The sequence below is a fragment of the Paenibacillus massiliensis 2301065 = DSM 16942 genome (assembly GCF_000377505.1).
Lineage (GTDB): Bacteria > Bacillota > Bacilli > Paenibacillales > Paenibacillaceae > Paenibacillus > Paenibacillus massiliensis.
The window spans coordinates 119,103-143,372 of sequence record NZ_KB898195.1 but is presented as its reverse complement, the minus strand read 5'-3'; the positions used below and the strand labels follow the sequence as shown (position 1 = coordinate 143,372).

Genomic DNA, 24,270 nt, shown 5'->3' with positions numbered 1-24,270 from the left:
GGATGATTGAGCCTGGACCTGGCGATTGGTGCATGATTGGTGCATGATGATCAGCTTGGACCCAGACTCGTCAGCTTGAACCCTTATGTATTGCCAATGAATATTTCAACAATGCAAATAGTGAAGACAAACAGAACTGACAAATAGATAAGCATTCACTCTTATGCAAACAGATAAAGTTCACCACCCTTTGCATGTTGCCATGCAAAGCATTAAAAAGCTGACGAAGGAGCGGTTATGACGATGAAGCATGTGACAGAAGTTACCCGGGAGGATTACCCATGGTCAGTCCAGGCGCAGGAATACCTCGCAGCACTATCCTCGGCTGAGGAGTCTGTAGCCAGTGGCTGGGATCGCCAGCGCAAGCTGGCATTACTCGAAGGCTTGGTTAACGCCTATAAGCAGCATCAGGATCAGCATGGGGCTGTTATTGACCCCTATTCGGATCAGGAGCGATACTACTCCACCCCTTGTTATGCACTTGCCGCAGCCGTGCTCGTGAATGAGGGGAGAACAGAGCTGCTGGAATCCGCAGCCTCGGCACTGGAGAGCAGCATCCAGAGTGTGGTGACTCGCACGGCTCCGGATGAGCACCCGGATTTCTTTCCAGTCATGATTATGGGGGCTTACCGACTGCTCAAGACACGGCTGCCTGATCGTGCAGCTCATTGGCATGAGCAACTGCAGCAGATTCAGCCAGAGGAGTACTATCGGTTCACCATGAGCCATATGAAGAATCCGAATCGGATGATTAATTGGAACGCCATTATGATCTCCGGCGAATATGTTCGCTATCTGGAAGGAATGGCATCTGAGGCAGGCTGGATGGATACCTATCTGCGTAATTACCACTTGCCGCGCTTCACGGCACTTGGACTGTACCAGGATGGTCCGCTTAATCTTCCGAACAGCCCCTTCTCCTATGATGCTGCGACGAGATACCATCTTGGTACGATGCTGAGAGCCGGCTATCATGGGGAGTGTCTCGGGGAGCTGGAGAAGCATCTGGCCCGCGGAGCCTTCAGCTCACTGCTTATGCTGTCACCACAAGGCATGATCCCGCCGCGGGGAAGAAGCGGTCAACACCAATGGAATGAAGCAGCGGCGGCCTTCACCTTCACGACATCGGCTCAAGCTGCCTACGAAGCGGGGGATGTGGCCTTGGCAGGAGCCTTCCGCAGAGCCGCCGCATTATGCTGGGATGCCATTGGACGCTGGGTTACACCTGAGGGTAATTTGCGCATCGTCCGCAACTATTACGAACCAGAGGCGCGGCATGGCTTCGAAGTGTACAGCAATCACACCTGTTATAACCTATGGACGACCGCGGCCTTGGCTTACACGATCCTGCATGACGGCGTGGATGTGCCGGAGCGGCCTATACCTGCAGAGCTTGGCAGCCGCGTGCTCGTCGGGGATGGCTGGTTCCAGACGATCCTGGCTGCGGTGCCAGGGCAGCAGATGGTCATCCAGACCTCGCTCAATGATCCCTATCATATTCCGGGTATCGTCCGCATCCAGCATCAGCAGCTTCCTGAGCTGATCGGTCCGGCTGCACCGGGACATAAGGATAGCGGCTTCACTGAATACGGGGAGGGAGATATTCTTCCGATCAGCTACGCCCCAGCATGGCGCACCTTGGATGGACAGTGGCACAGTCTGGCAGAGGGTCTGGAAGGCTCCAGCCCGTTCGATCGGGACGTGGGTATTGATCCCGCGGACGGTGGGGGCGCCGTTCAAGTGAAGCATGAAGCAGCTGGTGAGCAGTTCAGTGAGCTGGAGCTCTCCTGGAGCGGTCCATTCAAGGGCGTATCCGAGGTACAGACCCGCTACAGACAGGAGCCGGGACGCATTACCGTGACCTATGAAGTGAGTGGAGAAGTTGAAGCTATCGGGGCCATCATACCGTTAATGTATTTCGACGGACAGGAGTATAGCCATATTTGTCTGGAAGGCCAGACACTTGTCAATGAGTTCAGAGGTGCAGCGGTGACGGTGACAAGCGATACCCCTAATGCGGTGGTAGAGCTTCAGACGGAGACTGTAGCCTGCCGAAACGGATTGCTCAGATGGGCGCGCATCGAAGCGAGTGGACGCGAGATTAGCTTCCAGATCGAGCTGGCTGAGAACGCTACGAGTTGATAGCGTGTGGGATGATTAGAGTTAACGGCAAGTAGGATGACTTATGAGAGCTGACTATATTGGAAAATTAAGGAGTGATTAGAGTTGACTTCGACTTGGATTGATACTGCCTGGCAGCATACAGTAGATAGCACGCTGCGAACGGCTCAAAGAATCAGTGATTCCTTCCCGCATGTTGTCTTGGATGGGGCCTACGACCAGCGCGAGGCAGCTTGGTGGACTGCGGGCTTCTGGCCCGGACTGCTATGGCTCGTCTATCGCTCAGAGCAGCGTAATGAGCTGCTACCTATAGTGGCAAGCTGTGAGCGACAATTGGAGGAGTGCCTGCATGATACGGAAGCTGTGGACCATGATCTTGGATTCATTTGGCTACTGAGCGGAGTAGCCAGCTACGGACTGACTGGAGAGCAGGACTCAAGACGGCGCTCGCTGCTAGCGGCGAATCTTCTCTCGGCTCGTTTTCATCTGAGCGGCCGCTTCATTCGTGCCTGGAACTTCGAATCTACGTTCATGGATACCCGTTATGTTGCGATTATTGACAGCATGATGAATCTACCGTTGCTGCACTGGGCATCCGCGGAGAGCGGAGACTCCAGATTTGCAGAGATTGCCGTGGCTCATGCCGATACGGTCGCGAGCGAGTTCGTCCGCAGTGACGGCTCCATCTCTCACGTCATGGAGTTCTTGCCAGGACAGGCTCCAATCCAGCATGGTGGTCAGGGCTACGCCCCGGGGTCAGCATGGGCGAGAGGGACCTCTTGGGCAGTGTACGGCTTCGCGCTCTCCTATGGCTGGACCCGGAATCCGCGTGATCTTCAGGTGGCCGAAGGAGCGGCAGACTTCTTCCTGGCCGAGCTGGGCGATGACATCGTGCCTTATTGGGACTTCCGTGCTCCAGAAGAGCATCGAATCGCTTGGGATTCATCAGCGTCTGCTATTGTAGCAAGTGGATTGCTAGAGCTGGCGCGTTATTCGACCAAGGGCGAGAAGTATAAGGAAGCGGCTGAAAGAATCCTTAAGGGACTCTACGAGCAGTATACTTCACCAGCAGGTGAAGAAGGGATCATCACGAAGGGGACGGTTCATTACCCAGAGCAAAAGTACCTGAATGTGCCGATTATCTACGGAGATTATTTCTTTGCAGAGGCGCTCGCGAAGCTGCGTGGTGAACAGGGCTTTTTCAGCCTGAGCAGCAAATAATGAAGCAATATCTCGGCAGAGATAGAGATTAGTCCCGTCTGGGCATTCATACGGTCATAAAGCCATAAAGCCATAAAGCCATAAAGCTACGTAGCTACACAGGTCTTTACATTCACCTGCTTGCCAGTCACACGTAGAATACGTACTTATACGCAGGCAAAAAGAACGGATACGCTAACCAAGCTGTATCCGTTCTTTTTTTATGGAATAGGAGACCGTGAAGCCATGAGCCTCGCAACAGCGTGAAAGGACAGGCTAGACCAGATGACAAGCTACCTGGTGCCCCTCGCGAGCGTAGCGGAACTCGGGAACTACCTCCCGGCAGCGCTCTTCCGCCCACGGGCAACGGGTATGGAACTTGCAGCCGCTCGGTGGATGAATCGGACTCGGAATATCCCCCTTTAGTACGATGCGCTCCCGCTTCAGCTTGGGAATCGGGACAGGAACGGCTGACAGCAGCGCTTTGGTATATGGGTGCAGTGGATGTCGGAACAGTTCGTCTCTGGAGGCGCTCTCCACCATTGATCCGAGATACATGACCCCAACTCGGTCGCACAGATGCTCCACTACACTGAGATCATGCGATATGAATAAGTAGGCCAGACCGCGCTGCTCCTGAAGGCGCTTGAAAAGGTTAATCATTTGTGCCTGAATCGAGACATCCAGGGCAGATACAGGCTCGTCTGCAATAATGAGGTCGGGATTCAGCACCAGTGCGCGGGCGATACCGATCCGTTGTCGCTGTCCTCCCGAGAATTCGTGTGGGAACCGATCAATGTGATGCTCTGACAGGCCACAAGCGGTCAAGGCCTCCATTACCCGAAGGCGGACATCCTCTCCGGATGCGATGCCATGATCCAACAAAGCTTCTCCGATCGCATCCCCAATCCGCATTCGCGGGTCCAATGAGCTGTAGGGGTCCTGAAATATTAACTGCAGCTGGGGTCGAAGCTGCCGTAATTGTTGGGGGTCGAGCTGATAGAGATCGATGCCTTTGAAGCGGATTTCACCCTCTGTCTTGTCCGTGAGGCGGACAATGGTTCGTCCCACGGTGCTTTTGCCGCTACCTGATTCCCCCACCAGTCCGAAGGTCTCTCCGGGACGGATCGTAATTGAGATGTTGTCAACCGCTCTGACATAGCCTACCGTCCGATTCAGCAGGCCCTGCCGCACGGGGAAATACGTTTTTAGGTCTTTCACCTCAAGGAGTGCCTTAGCCATGGTGTAGTTCCTCCTTGTCGGATAGATTCTCATATAGCCAGCACGCTACCTTTTGCTCGGGATTCATCATTTTGAGCTGTGGTTGCTGTGTCTTACAGATCTTCATGCAGTACTCACACCGCTCATGGAAATGACAGGAGTCGGTCAAGGTTAATGGATTGGGAACCTGGCCCGGGATCGAATACAGTTCAGCCTGCCGCTGATTCATAATGGGTTTGGAACGAAGCAGGCCTTGTGTGTAGGGATGCTGCGGGTGCTCGAACAGCCTCACGACCTCTCCTTCCTCCACAATATTGCCTGCATACATGACAATGACATAATCGGCCATCTCTGCTACGACGCCCAGATCATGAGTAATAAGCAGCATGGACATCCCTGTATCGTCCTTGATTTGTCTCAGCATATCGAGAATTTGCGCCTGAATCGTCACATCTAATGCAGTAGTAGGCTCGTCGGCTATCAGCAGTCGGGGGCCACAAGAGATGGCGATGGCGATCATGATTCGCTGTAGCATGCCGCCGCTCAGCTCATGCGGATAGCTGTCCAGAATGTACTCAGGCCTGGAGATACCTACCTGCGCAATCAGTTGAAGTGCTCGTTCTCTGGCTTGTTTTTTTGTCATTTTTAAATGGGTGCGCAAGGGCTCCATTACCTGCTCGCCGACCTTCAGGACAGGATTCAAGGAAGACATTGGTTCCTGGAAGATCATCGAGATATCATGGCCGCGGATGCTGCGCCACAGAGAACGGCTCGCTTGCAGTAGATCCTGACCCTCGAAGCAAATGCTTCCCTGATCGATCCATCCTGCTTGTTCATCAATCAAGCCCATTATGGACATGGCCGTGACACTTTTGCCACAGCCGGATTCTCCTACGATGCATACCGTCTGACCAGGCTGTACGCTGAGACTGACGTCATTCACCGCTTGCACAGTACCCTCCTCCGTATGGAACTGAACACGTAAATGCTCAATATCGATAATGCTGCTCATGGCGAAGCCCACCTACCTTTTCTGTTTGGGATCAAGCACGTCACGGAGCCCGTCGCCGAAGATATTAATTGAAATAACGGTGATGAAAATGGATAACCCTGGTGGTATCCACAACCAAGGATGCTCTTGAAAATCAATCATATTGTTGGCTGCATCAATCATATTTCCCCAGGTCGGGGTGGGCGGCATGACCCCAAGCCCAAAGAAGCTGAGCACGGATTCACTCAAAATGGAGCCTCCGATATTCAATGTGGCCATGACGATCAAGAGAGGCACGATATTCGGGAGCAGATGAGCGAATAGCTTGCGTCGATCCCGCAGGCCGAGGACGATAGTCGCCTGCATGAATTCCCGCTCTCGCAGGCTCAACATCTGTCCGCGTATCATACGAGCCATCCCTGGCCAGTTGACCAGACTGAGCATGAGCATGACGATATACATCCGGGATTGAGGGGGGATCTTCCATTCCGAGAGTAGGGCTCCAAAGATGAACAGAAGAGGTAGCCCGGGAATGGTCAGTAGCAGATCTGCCAAGCGCATAATGATCTGGTCCACAATGCCGCGATAGTAGCCAGCGACAGCCCCCAGTAGAGAGCCGATCAATACGGACAATAGCATGGAGGCTAGTCCGACGGTCAAGGAAATACGACCTGCTAGTAGCACACGGGTGAGTACGTCTCTACCCAGTGCATCGGTCCCCAGCCAATGTGCCGGACTTGGACCCTGCTTCATGGCGGCCATGTTGATCTTATTGTCGATGTATGGAGAGAAGAACGGACCAATGAAGCAGGCAGCGAACATGGTCACCACCACAATAAAACCACCCACCGCCAGCTTGTTTCTGAGCAAGCGTCGTAAAGACATTCGCCAGAGTGAGGAAGGTCTAGAGGCGCGAAGCTGTGGCCTTATTCTGTCAGATTCATGCCTGGTTGGTGTAAGGAATGAACTCATGGCCGCAGCCTCCTTAATGCAGCCGGACCCGCGGGTCCGCAAAATGATAAAGCAAATCGGACAGCAGTGTGCCCAGTACAGTCAGAATGGCGATAAACATGGTGAAGCCCATGAGTAAGGGATAATCACGGAGAGAGAAGGATTGCATATAGAGCTGTCCGATCCCTGGCCAGTTGAAGATTCGTTCAATGATCAGAGAGCCGCCGAATAAGGAAGGAAGCTCAAAGCCGACGAGTGTGATGGCTGGCAGAAGGGCATTGCGCAGGGCATGGGTGTATAGCACCTTGCTCTCGCTCAGTCCTTTGGCCCGCGCTGTTCGAATATAGTCCTGTCTGATTACCTCGATCATATTGCTGCGAAAGTAACGGGTAAGTGAACCTACACCGAGCAGGGTCATGACGATGACAGGCAATGTCATATGCTGGACAACCTCAAGGACATAATCCAACCCTGTCGCATTACTTCCGGTAGTCAGCATGCCACCAGGCGGTAGCCACTTGAAATCCACTGCCAGCAGCTTGATCAGGAACAGACCGATGAAGAACGAAGGTAATGACATTGCTGCAAAGATGCCCACCATGACTAGAGAATCGAACCAGGAATATTGTCGATAAGCTGCAACGACCCCAATAATGACGGCAATGAACCAGGTCAGAAAGGTGCTGACGATGGCGAGCAGGAAGGAATTCCAGATGTACTCGTGAAAAAGGGTCAGCACAGGCTTCTGCTGTGCAAGCGAGTATCCGAAATCGCCCTGAATCGCTTGCTTCATCCAGATGAAATAACGCTCCAGAACAGACTTATCAAGACCGTATATGGCTCGTAGCTCAGCCTTTCGTTCAGGTGTGAGCTTGATATTGCCAGAGATAAAGTCACCCGGAGTCAGTGCGTACAGACTAAAAATGAGAAATGAGGCAGCCAGCAGAATGACGACCATGTAGATTAACCGTTTGACAATATACGTGCTCATGGAGGACTCCTTTTAGTCAACTGCCCCATGAAATCGGCACAATCACCGGATTCATAGGGCAGCAGGGATAGGGTGTTTACTTCAGGGACCATTCAGGCAAGCTAGTAGCAATCCCGCGGAAAGGACTGACCTCCAGTCCTTCAATCCGTCCGTTATAGGCATAGACGGTTTTGCGGTAATTGGTGAAAATGACGGGTAGCTCATCATTCAACAGTTGATATAGCTCATGGTACACCTGCTTGCGTTCTTCAATATCGGTAGTAGCGAGACCCTTGTTGTATAACTCCTTCACTTTGGGATTGTTGTATCCCTTGATTTCATCATTCACGAATTTGAGTACGCCTTCGGAAGGATCGGTGAGCATCGGTGTAGAGAATGAAGCCGCATCATAATCTCCTCCTTCAACCTTCGAGAGCAAGGAATTGAAATCGGCAAATATCTCTGGGTGGAAGTCCACGCCAATGGCTTCAAGGTTCTCTTTGGCTACAGCTATGAAGATATCAGATGCTGGGCTCTTGGTCCCCAAATAATGAAAGGATAGCTTCTGACCATTCTTCTCACGGATCCCGTCCGCTCCGCGTGCCCAGCCCGCCTCGTCAAGCAGTTGGTTAGCCTGTTCTGGATCATATCCATATGGGTTGATCCCCTCCTCGGTGTAAGACCAAGAGATGGGAGAAGACGGGATATTAGCGACTGCACCCGCTCCCTGGTTGGCATCGACATAGATGGATTGACGATCCAGACCGTAAGCCAGTGCCTGACGAACTCTCTTGTCCTGCAGATGCTCCTTCTCCAGATTGAGCTGAAGATAGCCATATGTGCTCGGTGTATAGGGAAGCAGATTCAGGTAAGGGATATTCTTCAGCTTGCTGATGTTCTCTGAAGTAGCCGTGAAGGAAGCAAAATCAATCTCACCAGTCTCTATGAACTGCCAGGCATCGCCCTCCGCGGTTTTGTAGATGAAGCGCTCAGTCTTGGGTTTGCCTTTGTAATAATATTCATTGGCTATGAACCTTACTTCTTGCCCTGGCCGGAATTGATCCAGCTTGTACGGACCATTGCCGACAGGGGTGCTATGTAGATTCTTGATGTAATCCAGTTGGCCGAAGCTGTAATCCTTACCATAATAGGCTTTGGACAGCACCTCTGAGCCTAGCGTGAGCAGGACAGTCGCATTGGGTTGCTCTAGCGTGACTGATATCGTTAATGGATCAATGACCTGAATCCCCGTGATTTGCTCCACCTTGCCATCCGTATAGTCTTTACCGCCTTTAATGCGGGTAGAGGCAATATCAAAATCCCCATCATAGGCTTTGTCGTGAAGCAAAGTCCAGGTGAAGGCCACATCATTGGCAGTCAGTGGAGACCCATCACTGAACTTGGAATCCTTGCGCAAATGAAAGGTATAGGTGAGCTGATCGTCGGATACATCCCAGCTCTCTGCAAGATCAGGAACGGGTAGCCCCTCCTGGTCCACAGTAACTAGGGAAGCGAAGAGCAGCGAAGCTACGTTGCCGTCATAACCGCTCTGATGAAAATAAGGCGTAAATGCGCCACTTGGATCAGTCAGGGCAACAATAATGGTATCCGTCCGTTTTTGGGCGGTGTCAGGAAGCTTGGATAGATCTGCGGCTCGATAGAGCCCATCCAGGCCAGATGAGGATACACTGGTGGTATCGACCGTGCCCAGGTTATTTGTGGTGCCATTTCCACTAGTGGCAACCTGAGCCTCTCCGCTGGAGCATGCAGCCAGTACAAAGATCATGCCAATCAATACACTTAAAGCCTTCAAGTTCTGTCTCATAAAGCCCTCCCATAAGGTAATAGTTAACCTTACCAGCGGTGGTCATTATTGCTGGCGGCGTCTAATTGTCAAACAGATAAAAACTGAAATTCCGATGGAAATAATAAGATTAATGGCGAGCTAAGCCCTATTATAAGAACTCCATTTAGTTCTGTAAATAAAGAACCTAAAAAAACTTTATAATTAACCCAAAAATATCCACAATAAATTCAAAAAAGACCGTATGATCTAGCCGACCGCAGCCATATAAGGCGCCCTAGCTAAAAATTCATACGATCCTATTTTTAGTAACCATTAACCCTCAATATATTCATCCAGAAGATGCTGAACCTGCTTCAAGGCTCTTCGACGGAGAGTGTATTCGACCAAATTCTCCCCCTCCAGATGGGCATATACTAATCCTGCCCCACGAAGTTTCGAGATATGATCATGCGTAATTCCTTTGGACAATTCCAGATGTCGGACAATTTCAATGAATGAACGGGGGCCGTGCTGAAGGTACCGCAGGATTCTAAGACGGTTTCTCTCACCAAGACTGCGAATAACCCTTAGGCTGTGAGTGGGGAACAGATCCTGATCGCCAAGATAGAGGCGGGAAGAATAGTGGCACAAGAGACTATTGCCAAAATAGTAGATGACATTCAAGGGCTGGAAATGATACTGAGGCACAAGAATAACCTTCTCCAGTCCTTGCACTGGACGAAACATTAAGCCGTTGGTGACATCGTCCAGCACCTTCTCCTGAGGAAGAGTCTGTAGATCATGCTGCCTTCTGTCCGCTTCCTCTTTCAGCCTGGTGAGGATCAGAGGGTCCACCTGACTGAAATATTGAGTATTCCACGCTGTCAGCACATAGATCATACGGCTGTGAAAGGTGGGGATTTCGGTGGGGAAAGGGACATCGTGACTATTAAATATTCTGGCCAGGCTCTGAACCGTTTGTGCCTCCAACCAGCGTACGAACGGCTCTGGCTCCTGTTCGTCAGACAGACTGGCCAGAAGATATAGGCATTTCCAATCCTCATCCACGTTCATATCGTCCAGCGCAGCAACCAATTCAGGTGTTAGACGATCACGGGTCGTAAGGGCCCAGGAAGAGGAGAGGTCCACTTTCTTGTGGGACTTGCGACAGATCATAGTGTGAAGGCTCGCCATACATTCGTATAGTGGTGAAAATACTACGTCCAATCGGTAGCTCAAGCGGAGTCGTCCTTTCCTGAGAATTCATTAGGCTGCTACAAAAAATCGAGAAATACATAGAAAACAAATCAGGCCATGGCTGCAATGGGATGTCATTGCTGCAATGGACGTGCGCAAATCATAAGATTCTAGGCGCTAGGCCACTTTTTATCACCAGTCAGATACTTCTCGGTCAGCACGGACAGCAGCTGAATGCCGACTTCATTTTGCCCACCCTCGGGAATAATCAGGTCTGCATATTTCTTTGAAGGCTCGATGAAGGCCTCGTGCATAGGCTTGACGGTAGTCAGATATTGCTGATGAATGGATTGAATCGTCCGTCCGCGCTCCTCAATATCACGGAGTACACGACGCAGAATCCGCACATCAGGATCAGTATCGACGAATACTTTGATATCGAGAATTGTACGGAGCTTCTCATCTGATAACACATGAAGCCCTTCCAGAATGACAATGTTGTTAGGCTTCAGCTTGATCGTCTCCGTAGAGCGCGCATGGCGAGTGAAATCATAGATAGGTGCGTGAGCCGGCTCGCCTTGCTTGAGCTGTGTCAGGTGCTCCATGAGCAGGTCATTGTCAAAAGCGAAGGGATGATCGTAGTTCGTCCGTTCGCGCTCCGCGAAGCTGAGGTGAGGCTGGTCTTTATAATAATTATCCTGAGAGATGAAGGTAACCTTCCCTGATCCCAGGCGGTCAATAACTGAACGAGCAACGCTGGTCTTCCCAGAGCCGGTGCCGCCGGCGATACCAATAATGAGCATGGTGATTCAATTAACCCCCCTGAAGTTATAGGCTGTACAATTCATGTATTGTAGCACAAGCTGCACTTTTTTTCACGCACTGAAGCAAGTTATTTCAGGAGTAACCCATCTGGTGCACCCTACACATCAAGACAGCTGATTACAAGAATCGCTTGTGTGCTGTATCTGAATTGCTATAATCCAATTTTATAAATCGAAGCGACGGATATCCTTTTTTTCCAGCATGTTTTATGCCTGCCTCAACAAACTCAGGATGTACCTCTAGCATATCAATATTTTCGTTGTAACTATTTTTTTTCATGATGATATACCCCCAATCTTTGAGGAACTTGAAATTTCTATAAGCATCAATGCATACACAAAATATATACGCCAAGAAACCGTCCCCGTGTAAATGGCCAGTCGTACTTCCATTTTACCAAGAGACGGTATGTACATACTTTTAGTATAAAAAATCAGGCTAAACAGCAATCTTTAAGGCTCGTTTGTCCGGAATGGACATTCATCATGTTGCGTCCTGAATCGGTCCGCATATCATCCTATTCATAACGAAGCGCGTCGATCGGCTTGAGCTTGGAGGCCTTAAGTGCCGGATATACGCCGAAGACTACTCCAACCAGTACACAGCTGGTAAAGGCATAGATAATTGGCTCATACGAGAATTCAATCGGCATGCCCGCGAACTTCTGCAGCATCTTGGCTGCGCCAATCCCGGTGCCAATCCCAATCAAGCCGCCAATCAGACTGATGAAGACCGACTCGGTCAGGAATTGGGTCAGAATATTGCTGCGTCTTGCTCCAATCGCCTTGCGGATACCGATCTCCCGCGTACGCTCGGTTACGGATACCAGCATGATGTTCATAATACCGACCCCGCCAATGACGAGTGCAATACCAGCCACGCCAAGCAGCAGCAGATTCATCGTATCGTTGACACCAGAGGACATTTGCATGATCTCTGATTGCGTCATGAACTGGAAGTCATCTTGCTCCTCAGGCTTCAGCTTATGACTGCTACGTAGCAACTGCCTAATCTCCTCCTTGGCCTGATCGATCTTGTCGAAGGTGATAGCGGAGGCATTCATTTCCTGAATATTCATCTGGCCAAACATGTTCATCCCCGTCGTAAGGGGAATGTAGACCTGATTGTTCGTATAGCTGCGTGCGCTGTTGGCTGGATTCATCACGCCGACGACCTTGAACGGAATATCCTTGAGCTGGATCGTCTGTCCTACAGCGGTAGAGGCTGCTTGCCCGAAGAGCGACTGTGCTGCATCGGAGCCCAGAATGATAACGTTCATGCGGTTGTCCACCTCGTGATGGGTGAAGGTGCGACCGTACTTCAGCGAGAGCTTTTTGACACGGTAAAAGGACTCGGTAGTAGCCTCAACCTGAGCATCTACGACTTGCCGCTTCCAAGAGGCTTTGGCTGAATTCATGGCACTAGGCGCTACATCAGCAACAGAGGGAAGCTTCTCCATGCCCTTTGCATCTTCAAGGGTGAAATTTTTGGGCTGGGCCATCGTCATCCAGTTGTTCTCGTCGAAGGGTGCATACGGATAGATCATGAGCAGATTACTGCCTAGTCCGTTGATCTCCTTCGTGATGCTGGCGGACGTTCCGCGGCCAATAGCCATGATGGCAATCACCGCACCGATCCCAATGATGATCCCCAGCATCGTCAGGATCGTACGGAGCAGATTACTGCGCAGACTGCTCAGTGCTACACGAATCGTCTCGAGGAAACTCACTCCACCACTTCCTTTCGCGCGAATCTCCGGTTCTCTACCGGATGATCCTGTTCAATCTGCCCGTCGCGAAAGTGAACCAGCCGCTTGGCGTACTCCGACACCTCAATATCATGCGTGACCAATACAATCGTCTTCCCATGATCGTTGAGATCCTGGAAGATCTCCATAATCTCGCGGCTTGTCCGCGAATCCAGCGCTCCGGTCGGTTCATCAGCGAGCAGAATTACGGGATTGGCGACGAGCGCTCTGGCAATGGAGACACGTTGCTGCTGTCCGCCGGATAGCTCATTTGGCTTATTGTACATTCGCTCGGCCAGTCCGACACTCGCGAGCGCCTCAATAGCTCGTTCACGCCGCTCTCGGGCGGACACGCCCGCATAGAGCAGAGGCAGCTCCACATTTGCAAGAGCTGTCGAGCGGGGAAGCAGGTGGAACTTTTGGAAGACGAAGCCGATCTTCTCATTGCGGATATGTGCCAGCTCATATTCACGCGCGTCCAGAATGGAGTATCCGTCCAGATAGAATTCGCCGGATGTAGGTGAATCCAGACAGCCCATCACATTCATCATCGTGGATTTTCCGGACCCGGACGGTCCCATGACCGCTACGAATTCCCCTTCTTGAATGGACATACTTACGTCCTTGAGCGCGTGGATCTCCTGATCACCCACGTGATAGATTTTCTTCAGATTTCGAATCTCCATTACTGCACTCATGGGAAGACCGCTCCTGCCGAGCCATCCATCATGCCAGCGCCGCCTGGTGCAGGGATGACGACCGTATCTCCCTCATTTACGCCCGACTTTAATTCCACACGGTCCGTCGTGTAGAGTCCCAGCTCTACCGGCTTGAATTCATAGGCAGACGTATTGGAGGGATCAGCGGCAACATAGACCCCGTCTGCTCCTCCATCGGATTGGATGGCTGTTACGGGTACGAACAGGACATTCTCGACCTTGCTGAGCTCAACAGCAATATTCATAATCATCCCCGTCTTCAGCTTGTTGTCCGAATTCGTGATGGATAATTCAGCGGCGTAAGCATTCACGCCCTCATCTGCAGATACTTCTGGTGAGATGAAGGTGACGGTTCCCTCGAATTCCTCGCCAGGATAAGCCGTCGTCGTCAAAATGGCTTTTTGCCCCGTTTTCACCTTTACGATGTCACTCTGGTTGATCTTGGTCGCTACCTTCAGGTCACTGGAGTTGGAGTTGTTCATCACGATGAATGGAGCTGTCGGGCTCGTGCCCACATCGCCATTGACCTTGAGGATGACACCGTCCCAAGGTGCCGTAATCTGCAGCTTGTTCAGCTCGCTGCGCTTTTGCTCCAGATCTGTCTCAGCGCGGCTAATGTCGATTTGCAGATTCTCAAGCGTGTCCTTCTCCGGTGGATCTTTCAGTTTCTTCAGCTCCAGCTGGGCTGTGCGATAGGACATCTCTGCATCCTCAATGCTGCTCTCGATCTGATCGCGAGTCTTGCGCATCTGCAGCTCAGTTGTGTCATAGCTGGCCTGTGCTTTCTCCCAAGCCTGCTCGGCCTCTGTCATCTCCTTGGCGGAGATGGCTCCCGAATCGCTCAGGAACTTTTGATCCTCGTAGGTCTTGCGTGCCATCTCCAGGTCGCTCTGGGCTGTCTTGAGCTGATTCTCGGCCTCCTGCAGCTCATAGCTGCTCTTCGCGGTCTCCAGTGCCTTCGCAGCCTTCTGCACGTTCATTTCCTGCAGCTCCACCTCGGTCTCCTTCGGACCCTTCGTGGCATCCGCGAGCTTGGAGCGGGCCATGCGAAGGGCATCCTCGGCGTTCTGGATTTGCAGCTTGGCTTCCGTATCGTTTAGCCGACCTAGCAGCTGTCCTTGCTTCACCTGATCTCCGATTTTGACATTGACCTCAGCCAGCTTGTCTGTACTGGTGCTGTTGAAATTCAAATTCACTTCCTTGGAGGCTTTGACCGTTCCCGTAACAGACAAGGTCTCGGTGATGTCACCGCGCTCAACAATAATCGATTCATTCGGAATGGCCATCATAGCTGGCTCATCAGACTTGCCCATGGAGCTGTATACGGCGGCCCCTCCGCCCCCAAGTGCTAGTACCACGATGGCACTGATGATCCATTTCTTCCGGCGTTTCTTCCGTAGCTGCTGTAATGCGTTGTTCATTTGGTTCTCTGACATGTCTGGTTCCTCTCCTAAAAATTTTGTGAGCTTTACTTCCTGAGTTACCTTCGTACAAAACTCGCTTCGGAAGCATAGACTTAGTTTTGTGAGCTTTACTTCCTGAATTACTTCTTACAAAACTCAGTTCGAAAGTATGGGTCAGCTGCTCCAAGGTTTGTTCAAGGTATAGTTGGACTGAATCAGCCCAATGGCCAGATCGTTAATCTGCTGCTTCAACTGCTCCACGCTCAAGCGGGCTTTGATGAGCTCTAGCTCTACGATCATGCCGCGCTCCCATTTCTTCTGAGCCAGCACCAAGTCAGCTTGGGCAATCTCCAGATCTTCGTGCAGCTGTACGTATTTTTTCTGTTCATCCTGCAGCGTGGTGTATAGAGATCTTACCGATTCGGCAAAATTATCCTTGCCGTTGGTCAGGGCCTCGTTGGCATTTTTTAGATCCAGCTTGACCAGTTCATAGTCCTCGGCGGTACCTTGAAAATTGTAATAACGCAGCGTAATTTCTGCATTCTTGACGGCGTCCTGCAGCTGCCAGATCGTTGGGTTATCTTTGAGCAGGCCTGTGATATGTGTCTCCACATTCATAGGCTCTGGTTCCTTATAGACTGGAGGATCCACAAGGTTGAATGACGTACCTTTGGGCTTGTTCATCAAGGTATTCAGCTCGTCCTTGGCCTTCTGTAGATCGGTCTTGCGCTGCTCCAGCGTCAGCTCCGCATCGGAGCGTGCTTTCGTGCTATCGATCTTGCTCTTCTCCGAGATTAGCCCACGGGCCAGCTTGGCAATAGCAATCCGCTCCTCCAGCTTGGCGATCTGAACAGACTCTTGGGCGACAAGGACCTGATTCTCGGCCGTGAAGATCCCATAGTAGGTTTTCATAGTCTGAGCATAGACCTTATCTTTCTCGAATTCGGACTGCTTCTTGGCTGATAGATAGGAAAGATTGGCAGAGGTGTAGTCTCTCCAGGCAGAATTGTTGGCGGAGGAATCCGACTCTTCCAGATTGGAGGGTTGCTGTATGTATCCCAAAGCATCGATGCTCTTTTTCAGCTCGAGGTCTTTGCGTTCAAGGTCCTGTGCGGCTGTCTTCAAAGTGTAGCTGTTGGCCTGGGCCCATATGTTAGCCTGCTCCAGAGTCAGGTCCTGTTGCTGGGCGTTGTTACTGCTGTTGACTGTCTGTGTTGTAGCAGTGGGTGCAGTAGTCTTGGCTTGGGATGAGGCAGATAAGGCTGCCTCCGTGCCAAGGGGAGCTGTAGATGTGGAACCCCCGGCGGCCCCGACAGCTGACGGCATACTGAGGGCGGCAGACAACGACAGCAGCAGCACGGCTGCGGCTGGTTGATGTTTCATGGAGATGCTCCTTTCCAAATGACAAAATATGAAAATATCAATCTCTTAACATTTTACTGAGTGGAGCGGCAACAAAACAAGATTCTACAAACAACACTTTTGTAATCAATTCATCGACTCTATATGCTGCATGGTGCGAAATTTGGCACAAAATCATGAGATATCTGTTCACTTGAAGTGATATGAAGGTGTATAGGGAATATTGTACGACAGGTTGTCGTTGTTAGATGAATTAAAGGTTGAACAACTGAATAGTGAGGCCATTGGTGTAATGCAACCCAAATGGAACTATATACATATAGTCCTGTGCTGAAAATAATACAATTTTGTAAATCTGGCATCGCCTAGATTACGAAGAAACAAGTATTGTTCATGAATTTAAAAGGCATTTTGCATAAATCCATAACCATTCGCTAAGGTCTGGCAGCACATGGTGTCGAATGCAGACGATTCTACAAGCGGAAACAATCGGATTTATGCAAAATGCTAATCTCGAGTCCTCGCGCTCTCAAGGCCTTGAGGCGTCTGAGGCTGTCCAATCCTTGCGGAGCGTAATCAGCTCGCCCAGTTCTTCGGTTGTAAGCTCCGTAATCCAGCCCTCGGAGCTGGAGATGATATGCTCACTAAGCTGCTGCTTGCTCTCAAGCATCTCGTCAATGCGTTCTTCGAGCGTGCCCAAGGCAATGAATTTGTGCACCTGAACGTCCTTGGTCTGGCCCATTCGGTACGCACGGTCGGTCGCCTGGTTCTCGACAGCCGGGTTCCACCAGCGATCGAAATGAAAGACATGATTGGCAGCCGTCAGATTCAAGCCGACCCCGCCTGCCTTAATCGACAGGATGAACACGGCAGGGCGTGTTGAGGGGGAAAGAGCCTCAGACTGGAACTCTTCAATCATTCGGTCACGGGCCTTCTTCGAGGTGCCGCCATGCAGATACAGCACTGGTTCGCCGAGCACGCGCTGCAATATCTGTTGTAGTATATTGCCCATCCCTAAATATTGCGTGAAGATCAGACAGCGCTCATCCGCTTCCCGTAGCTCCTGCACCATGCCGAGGAGGCGTTCCAGCTTGGACGAGCGGGCAATCATTGCAGCGTCATTCATCTCCTGCTCCACTTCGGTTAGGCTGGTAGCGCCAGACATGGTGGAGGAGATGTCCTCCTTGGTCAGCAGCACAGGGTGGTTGCACAGCTGCTTCAGCTTCGTAAGAGCTGAGAGAATGGCACCCTTGCGCTTCATTCCCTCCAGCACCTGAACCTGGGACATCAGCTCACGCACGGTCTGATCGTAGAGTGCGCTCTGCTCTGGCGTCAGGTGAATGTAGGTCTTCATTTCATTTTTGTCAGGCAGGTCCAATTGAATGGAAGGATCCTTCTTCTTGCGTCGGAGCATGAAGGGCTGTACGAGCTTCTGTAGCTCTGCTGTCTTATGCTCGTCTCCATCCTTCTCGATCGCCTTTGCAAATCGATTCTGGAAGGCCTGTGCGCTACCCAGATAGCCTGGATTGGCAAAATCATAGATGGACCATAGCTCCGCCAACCGATTCTCAATCGGTGTTCCCGTCAAGGCAATACGGTGCTTGGCAGGGAAGGTACGAACAGCTGCGGATTGACGGGTCTGAGCGTTTTTGATGTTTTGTGCTTCATCCAGACAAAGCGACTCCCAAGTGAACTTCTGCAGCAGCTCCTGATCAAGGGCAGCCGTGGCGAAGGAGGTGAGCACAATATCAACGCTCGCGACGGCAGTAGCAAATTCCGCATCTTTGGCTCTCCCGCTCCCATAGTGAAGCATGATTCTCAGGGAGGGTGCGAAGCGCTGTAGCTCCTTTTGCCAGTTCCCCAGTACAGAGGTCGGGCAGATCAGAAGTGAGGCGCCCGGCTCAGCGTGTTCGGCCAGCCAAGAAGGTAGAGATGTGCTGTTGTGGTCTGCTTCCTTCTGAGAAGGACGAGTCCTCTGACTGGTATTCGTTATCTGAGCTTCATCAGATGTAGCTTCATGTCTCTTGGCATGGTCAGCAGATGATAGAGCGGCCTGTCGGGTCTCTTTGACATGCAAGAGATAGGTAATGAACTGAATGGTCTTGCCGAGACCCATATCGTCCGCCAGACATCCACCAAGGCCTAGAGAGCGCATATATGCCATCCATGAGAAGCCCTGAAGCTGGTAGGAACGCAGCTCAGCCTGTAGCCCATTCGGGGCAGGCAAGAGCGGCCAGTCCGACTGCTGGGTGAGCCGCTCGATCACCTGCTGCAGATGATCATTCAGCTCGACCTCCAGCTGCAGCTGGGATGCATCCTCAGTACCGTCGCCTGCCTCTGTCTCGCCCTCGGATGCGATTCTTATATAACCGCCACGCAATTGGAGCTGGAGTACATCCTGGAACGATAACCCGCGCTTGCGATTCATGCTTCGCATAGCCTGACGAATCTGCTCCAGCAGAGCAGGATCGAGTGGAATCCATTGCTCACGGAAGCGGACGAGCCGCTCGTTACGAGCGACCAGGGCTGCGAAATCCTCCTCAGACAGCTCCTGCTCGCCGATTGCGATACGCCAGTCGAATTCAATCAGGCTGTTCAGTCCGAAGAAGGAGCGTCCACGGGCTTCGCCCTCACCCTCCTGCAGCTTGGCACGAAGCCGAGGCTTGCGTCGTGAAGCGGCCTCCCACCATGCTGGCAGCAATACTTGCCAGCCGCTCTCCAGCAATCGTTTGCTGTCGACCGTCAGGAACTGCCAGGCCTCCAGGTTGCTCAGCGGCTTGTCCAGTATGGACGAACCTTCAGCACGTTCAATGGCCTGCTGGGTGATTCCGGGTAGACAAGCTTGAATCCGTTGCGTCCAGCTCTCTGAACGCTCGCGTATCATTGCAGTCCATAGCTCGGGCCAGGAGCCGTGGGCTTGTCCATCCCTATCCAGCCATACCGGGTATAGCTCTGCGTGATCGTGTATGGCCTGAAGCACCAACTGCAGATGCCATTCGGGCTCAGGATGAGCGGGGTCAGCAGAACTTGCTTCAGACATAACAGCGTCCGTCATTTCGCTCTCCATGATGGGCTCCAGCAGCTGCAGAAGTGGTCGGAATGGCATGGTCTCTGCTGTCCAACCAATATGAGCGAGCCAAGTCTGCTCATCCATACCTTCCCATACACCCTCCGTCGCGAACAATGCCGGGTAATCACGGCGAAGATCTGCTGCTTGCTCCTGCGTACCATAGCATTCATGAAATACGCTGGCTGAGAAGGCAGCAAGGATGCCTTGGGCGAAGCCGGAGTCTTGTAGCTCGACTTCTTTCCGCTTCACTCTTAATTCCTTCACTAGGCTTCGTTCTGAAGGCTTCAGTACCTTGGGATCGGGTGACCAGTGAAGAGAGCCGTTTCGAAAGCTCTGTAGATCAGGAGCATAATGACCTGCTCTCAAGCAGCCGATTAGCAGAGGGGCCAGCCGCTGTAATCGGGTGGCATCCTCGTTCCAATGCCATTCGATGTGGACTGGCCAAGCTCCAGCTGCGAAGAATGGAAGCACCTGCTCAGCAGGAAGTAGAACAATCTCTGTATCTCCAGCCTGCTGAACCGCTAGCTCCGTCCCGTAATAGGATGTCTCGTCCCATGCGAAGAGACGCTGCTTGAGCACGATGCCCTGCAAGGGGCGCTGTAAGCCATCGTGACCATAAATGAGAGCATCGCCATATTCGGTCATATGCACGTGCACCGTCATGGTATCTATAACTGAATTAAACTCCATACTGTAATCTCATCCTTATTATGTGAAGAATATAATCCCGATGGTGACTAAGAGAGTAATTTGCTCTTGCGCAGCTCTTCCTGCAGCGCCCGAAGACGACTGTGACGATTAAGGAAGGCAGCCATGAAATCATCCCATCGCTCTGTCCGCTTCAGCTTGGTGTAGAGCTTGGACAATCTTTTCATAAGCTTGACTGCAGCCTTGTAGCCGGTTCGGTTCTTCTGGACAATGTAGCGCTCGACAGCCTGATGATACCAGGGAAGAAGTAATTCAGGGGCATCCTTCTCTATAGGCTGGAGCATGCTCACTCGATAATCCAGCGGCTCGGCACCTGTGCTGAGCTGGAAGTCAATCCAGCGTCTCCATTCTCTATGCGTGTGCAGCAATTCAGTGTACAACACTTTTCCCTTGCCTGGCAGGCCAGCCAGCGTGCTCCACATCTGTTGCTCTGCTTCTGGGTGATGGAGGAGGACCTCCTCCCAGTACGATGCATACACCTTGAGCTGACTTGAGCGCAGTAGACTTGAGCCTGACTGGGGTGGGAAAGCAAGTAGCCACTCCTGTAATCGGAGCCAGCCTGCACTCTGCTGGAGCTCCTCCAGGTAGCGCAGCAGCTGTCTTCCAGCGGCTTCTCTGGCTTGAGCGGCGTCCTGCAGTAATTGTCTAGCCTGCTCATCCTGCTGCATCCCCCAGAACATGCGGCTCTGCGCCAATTGGAGTCGTGATGCTGAGCGTGTACTCCCAGCCACCTCATAGGCTGCTTCGAGCTGTGCCAGCTCCATTTCCATCGGCTTATGTGTCATGGTGCCTTTAGATGAATCAATCCATTGCGGTCTTAGCCACTGCTGCCAGAACAAGTCGTAGAAGTCCGAGTATAACTGAATCTGCTCAGGCTCAATCAGCAGTAGGCGCCGCAGGTAGTCTAGTGTCTCGTCTAGGCGTGGTAGATAGTAGGAGCGATCCGCCTCCGTAACGTTCTCCAGCGGTTCCTTAAGCATCTGCATAATCAAGGTACTCTGATCGTCTATCGCTACCTGCAAATGATAACTAATATGGTAAGGCGCCGACCGACCGCGCTCATGAAGAGGGCGAATAAGCTGCTCCAGCACATACAGGCGTGCATGAAGAAGATACAGTCGCTCCATCTGGTACGACCATTGGGGCTGCAGTCTTAGGATGGAATTTATCGCTTCATGAATCATCAATCCGTCAGGTGCATGCAACCGGAAGGAGGCTGTGCATTGACGAAACAATTCGTGCCATGTCGGTATGGGACGCTCTGCCAGATCCACAACAACCGTATTGCCCTCCGTCTGCTGGCCTTTCCTTGCAGAAGGGCTTATGCCTGCATTGACAATGGCAGGGATAGGCCCTCCGTGAGCCTTGGTATAGCCTAGCAGTGCAGCAATCATGTGCTTGCAGCCCTCTACACCGCAGGTACAGCGGCTCTGCTCAACGGTGTTCAGCTGTATGACAACCTCCTGAGGCTCCTTATCGTCCACGACTGCACAGATTAATCCAGGTGGATATTCAATCTCCTTAATCCGCCCCTGGGTAAATAGAGAGAAGCCACGCTTAATGGTAAGATCGTCGAAGGTATCAGCTATCTGACGAATTAAGGTATGCCAATGCTGTTCCGTTAGATTCCTTTCTGAATGTGTACTCATGGTAAGGTAATCCCCTAATCTTCAAATCTGGTGATGGGCAATCAAGATATGAACTTGAACTAAATTATAGTTGGTCAAGCGTAGTTAACCTGATCGAGTTGAATATAATTACTTGATATTATACCAGCTATTGAGGTTGCAAGGGGAACAAGTATTCGGAATATAGGGCGACGGCCTTCATTTTTACGAGGAAAGTAAGTACTAGAGCGGGTGTGGGATACTATGAATGGGGATTTTGAATAAGTGAAAAAAAGGATCGCCGCTTCTCAACGAGAAACGATGATCCTTTTACTTTTGACGAATCGAGCCAATCGAACAAAGGGATGAACTGTTTCAGATTGTTTTGTTAAAAACATTTAGAAGTGCTAGCAGTTCGTATTCCTGCCCTTTATCTCCGGGTCTTCCTCCAGAGCAGGAAGATGAAGAAGGGACCGCCCAGAACAGCCATGACGATTGAAGCGGGAATTTCATAAGGTCTTGCTACATAACGGCCAAGCGTATCAGCCAGCAGTACGGTGAAGCTCCCAAGTAGGATCGAGAATGGAATGAGCCACTTATGATTGGAGCCTACCAACAGGCGGGCAATATGTGGGGCAATCAGGCCGACGAAGGCCATCGTACCCGCCACAGCTGTGGAGATGCTCGCCAGCAGCACGGCCACGGCTGATACACACAGTCTAACACTGGCTACACGTACGCCGAGATTACGAATGACTTTCTCCTCCAGCCCTAGCAGATTACAATAACGAATCGTGAAGAATGCTAATAACAGGCCAGGGGGCACATAATAAGCCAGCGTTCGTACATCATCCCAGGTCTTCATGGAAATATTGGATCGCACCATCGACATGACGATGCTCTGTTTGCCCCCGGTCATATACCCTAGCGCATCCAGTAATCCAGTGAAGACGGCATGGATTGCAATACCAGTCAGAATAATCTGCAGCGCCTGAAAGCCACCCCGCCAGGAGAAGAGGAAGACGAGAGCGCAGGCAGCCACCCCGCCGACAAAGGCGAACAGAGGGCTGAGAAAGTACAGTTGAGGCAACCACATAATCACGATCACGGCTGTCAGATTCGCACCACTGGAAATCCCTATAATACCTGGATCAGCCAAGGGATTCTTCATGACCGCCTGCAGCAGTACGCCAGATACCGCTAATGCAGCTCCAGACAGCAGGGAGATGATGATTCGCGGAAAGCGCAGATCATATATAATCTCTACCATCTCGTTATATTCGATGAATAGTCCCCTGAACAGCTCCGAATACGTCACCTGGATGCTACCCAGATTCACGGCTATGCCCACCAGAATAATAAGTAGTACAGTCAGTGCAATACAGTGGGCAAGTTTCCTTTTCAGTGTGAGACTATGATTCATGCGCAGGCTCTCCGTAGAATATCGCCCTCAATTCATCCAGCGCTTCCTGGTAGTTCAGATTGGCGCTCATGCCGAAGCGCTCATTGCTCAGATCGTATACGTCACCAGCCTGCACGGCTCTAAAATGCTTCCAGATATCACTTGTGGCAAATTCCTCGCGGAACATCTCTTGTACCATTTCTGGCATGGCATGGGAGGTGCGCAGAATAATATCCGGATCAAGCTTGGAGAGGGCCTCCGTGTTGAGTGTAAGCAATGCCTCTTCCTGATCCTTCAGCACATTATCTCCACCAGCGAGCTTGACCAGATTGCCGGCATAGGATTTTTCAGTAGCAACCATATACGAGCCCGGAAGACCCATTAGTATGAGCACCTTTGGTTTGGCTTGATCTGCGATATCTGTGCGCAGCTCTGCCATGTACGCCTCAAATTGCTGTCGTAGCACCTCTGCCTGCTTCGTGCGGTTATATTTTACCCCGAGCTGCTCGGTGCTCTTCAGCATACCCTCGACACTTCCCAGATTCACGAAAGTAGCGGGTACTTGGATGCCTTCATATTGGGGCTTCAGATCATATTGCAGGGTGTTTGGGCTGATCACATCTGTCGGGCGTAGGGACTTAATAATCTCCAGATCGGGTGTCATGGGCTGCCCAATCTGAACAGAGTCCTTATAGCGCTCAGGCAAAGCGAAGGCAGTGTCCGGTACACCTACCAGGTCAAGCTCTAGCTTATCGAGTATCATACATAATGCCGCTGAGGTGCTAATAATCCGCGGCTGTTGTGTACTCGCAGCATTCGAATCTGTTTTTGCGCGTACTGCACAGGCGGGAAGCATCGCCAGCATGGCGGCACACAGGAAGAGGGTTAATCGTTTCTTCAACACGTCATTCCGACTCCTTAGCTGGATAACTCCGTTCCAGTTTTTTTCTAGCTGTACCTTACAAGATCAATCATCTGAATTCCCAGGTC

18 protein-coding genes are annotated in these 24,270 nt (G+C 51.5%); 2 read left to right on the top strand and 16 right to left on the bottom strand.

Going from position 1 to position 24,270, the window contains the following annotated elements; genetic code table 11:
• Window positions 1-243: 243 nt before the first annotated feature.
• On the top strand, window positions 244-2,142 hold the full coding sequence (locus tag D328_RS0120955) for a hypothetical protein (protein WP_018887003.1): 1,899 nt from the start codon (window positions 244-246) through the stop codon (window positions 2,140-2,142).
• A gap of 84 nt (window positions 2,143-2,226) precedes the next feature.
• Window positions 2,227-3,342 (top strand): glycoside hydrolase family 88 protein, encoded by a 1,116-nt coding sequence (locus D328_RS0120950; RefSeq protein ID WP_018887002.1) that lies wholly within the window; start codon window positions 2,227-2,229, stop codon window positions 3,340-3,342.
• 255 nt (window positions 3,343-3,597) lie between these two features.
• Here the strand turns inward: D328_RS0120950 and D328_RS0120945 are convergent, their stop codons facing one another.
• The 16 genes from D328_RS0120945 to isdE form a co-directional block, all read right to left on the bottom strand.
• Complete coding sequence (locus D328_RS0120945; RefSeq protein WP_018887001.1) at window positions 3,598-4,563, bottom strand: ABC transporter ATP-binding protein; 966 nt, start codon at window positions 4,561-4,563, stop codon at window positions 3,598-3,600.
• Window positions 4,556-5,554 carry an ABC transporter ATP-binding protein gene (locus D328_RS0120940; RefSeq protein WP_018887000.1) on the bottom strand — a complete coding sequence of 333 codons (999 nt, stop codon included), beginning with the start codon at window positions 5,552-5,554 and terminating at the stop codon, window positions 4,556-4,558. The genes D328_RS0120945 and D328_RS0120940 overlap by 8 nt, the downstream gene beginning before the upstream one ends.
• Window positions 5,555-5,566: 12 nt before the next feature.
• Window positions 5,567-6,505, bottom strand: a complete 939-nt coding sequence (gene opp4C / locus D328_RS0120935; protein ID WP_018886999.1) for an oligopeptide ABC transporter permease — start codon at window positions 6,503-6,505, stop codon at window positions 5,567-5,569.
• A 13-nt stretch (window positions 6,506-6,518) separates the two neighbouring features.
• Window positions 6,519-7,475: an ABC transporter permease gene (locus tag D328_RS0120930; protein ID WP_018886998.1), complete on the bottom strand. Its 957-nt coding sequence runs from the start codon at window positions 7,473-7,475 to the stop codon at window positions 6,519-6,521.
• 76 nt (window positions 7,476-7,551) lie between these two features.
• Complete coding sequence (locus tag D328_RS0120925; protein ID WP_018886997.1) at window positions 7,552-9,279, bottom strand: ABC transporter substrate-binding protein; 1,728 nt, start codon at window positions 9,277-9,279, stop codon at window positions 7,552-7,554.
• A 294-nt stretch (window positions 9,280-9,573) separates the two neighbouring features.
• Window positions 9,574-10,479, bottom strand: coding sequence for an ArsR/SmtB family transcription factor (locus tag D328_RS0120920; RefSeq protein ID WP_026281307.1), 906 nt, complete (start codon window positions 10,477-10,479; stop codon window positions 9,574-9,576).
• 128 nt (window positions 10,480-10,607) lie between these two features.
• Window positions 10,608-11,240 (bottom strand): uridine kinase, encoded by a 633-nt coding sequence (gene udk, locus D328_RS0120915; protein ID WP_018886995.1) that lies wholly within the window; start codon window positions 11,238-11,240, stop codon window positions 10,608-10,610.
• A gap of 139 nt (window positions 11,241-11,379) precedes the next feature.
• Window positions 11,380-11,541 (bottom strand): hypothetical protein, encoded by a 162-nt coding sequence (locus tag D328_RS31105; RefSeq protein WP_018886994.1) that lies wholly within the window; start codon window positions 11,539-11,541, stop codon window positions 11,380-11,382.
• Between the two features lie 238 nt (window positions 11,542-11,779).
• Window positions 11,780-12,991, bottom strand: a complete 1,212-nt coding sequence (locus D328_RS0120905; RefSeq protein WP_018886993.1) for an ABC transporter permease — start codon at window positions 12,989-12,991, stop codon at window positions 11,780-11,782.
• A complete protein-coding gene (locus D328_RS0120900) occupies window positions 12,988-13,707 on the bottom strand; it encodes an ABC transporter ATP-binding protein (protein WP_018886992.1) in 720 nt (239 codons plus the stop codon). The genes D328_RS0120905 and D328_RS0120900 overlap by 4 nt, the downstream gene beginning before the upstream one ends.
• Window positions 13,704-15,164, bottom strand: a complete 1,461-nt coding sequence (locus D328_RS0120895) for an efflux RND transporter periplasmic adaptor subunit (RefSeq protein WP_018886991.1) — start codon at window positions 15,162-15,164, stop codon at window positions 13,704-13,706. The genes D328_RS0120900 and D328_RS0120895 overlap by 4 nt, the downstream gene beginning before the upstream one ends.
• Before the next feature lie 141 nt (window positions 15,165-15,305).
• Window positions 15,306-16,514 (bottom strand): TolC family protein, encoded by a 1,209-nt coding sequence (locus D328_RS0120890; protein ID WP_018886990.1) that lies wholly within the window; start codon window positions 16,512-16,514, stop codon window positions 15,306-15,308.
• Between the two features lie 508 nt (window positions 16,515-17,022).
• On the bottom strand, window positions 17,023-20,253 hold the full coding sequence (locus D328_RS0120885; RefSeq protein WP_018886989.1) for a DEAD/DEAH box helicase: 3,231 nt from the start codon (window positions 20,251-20,253) through the stop codon (window positions 17,023-17,025).
• 47 nt (window positions 20,254-20,300) lie between these two features.
• Window positions 20,301-21,920: an SWIM zinc finger family protein gene (locus tag D328_RS0120880; RefSeq protein ID WP_018886988.1), complete on the bottom strand. Its 1,620-nt coding sequence runs from the start codon at window positions 21,918-21,920 to the stop codon at window positions 20,301-20,303.
• Window positions 21,921-22,308: 388 nt separating this feature from the next.
• Window positions 22,309-23,283, bottom strand: coding sequence for a FecCD family ABC transporter permease (locus tag D328_RS0120875; protein ID WP_026281306.1), 975 nt, complete (start codon window positions 23,281-23,283; stop codon window positions 22,309-22,311).
• 7 nt (window positions 23,284-23,290) lie between these two features.
• On the bottom strand, window positions 23,291-24,184 hold the full coding sequence (gene isdE, locus D328_RS29515) for a heme ABC transporter substrate-binding protein IsdE (protein ID WP_018886986.1): 894 nt from the start codon (window positions 24,182-24,184) through the stop codon (window positions 23,291-23,293).
• Window positions 24,185-24,270 lie beyond the last annotated feature (86 nt).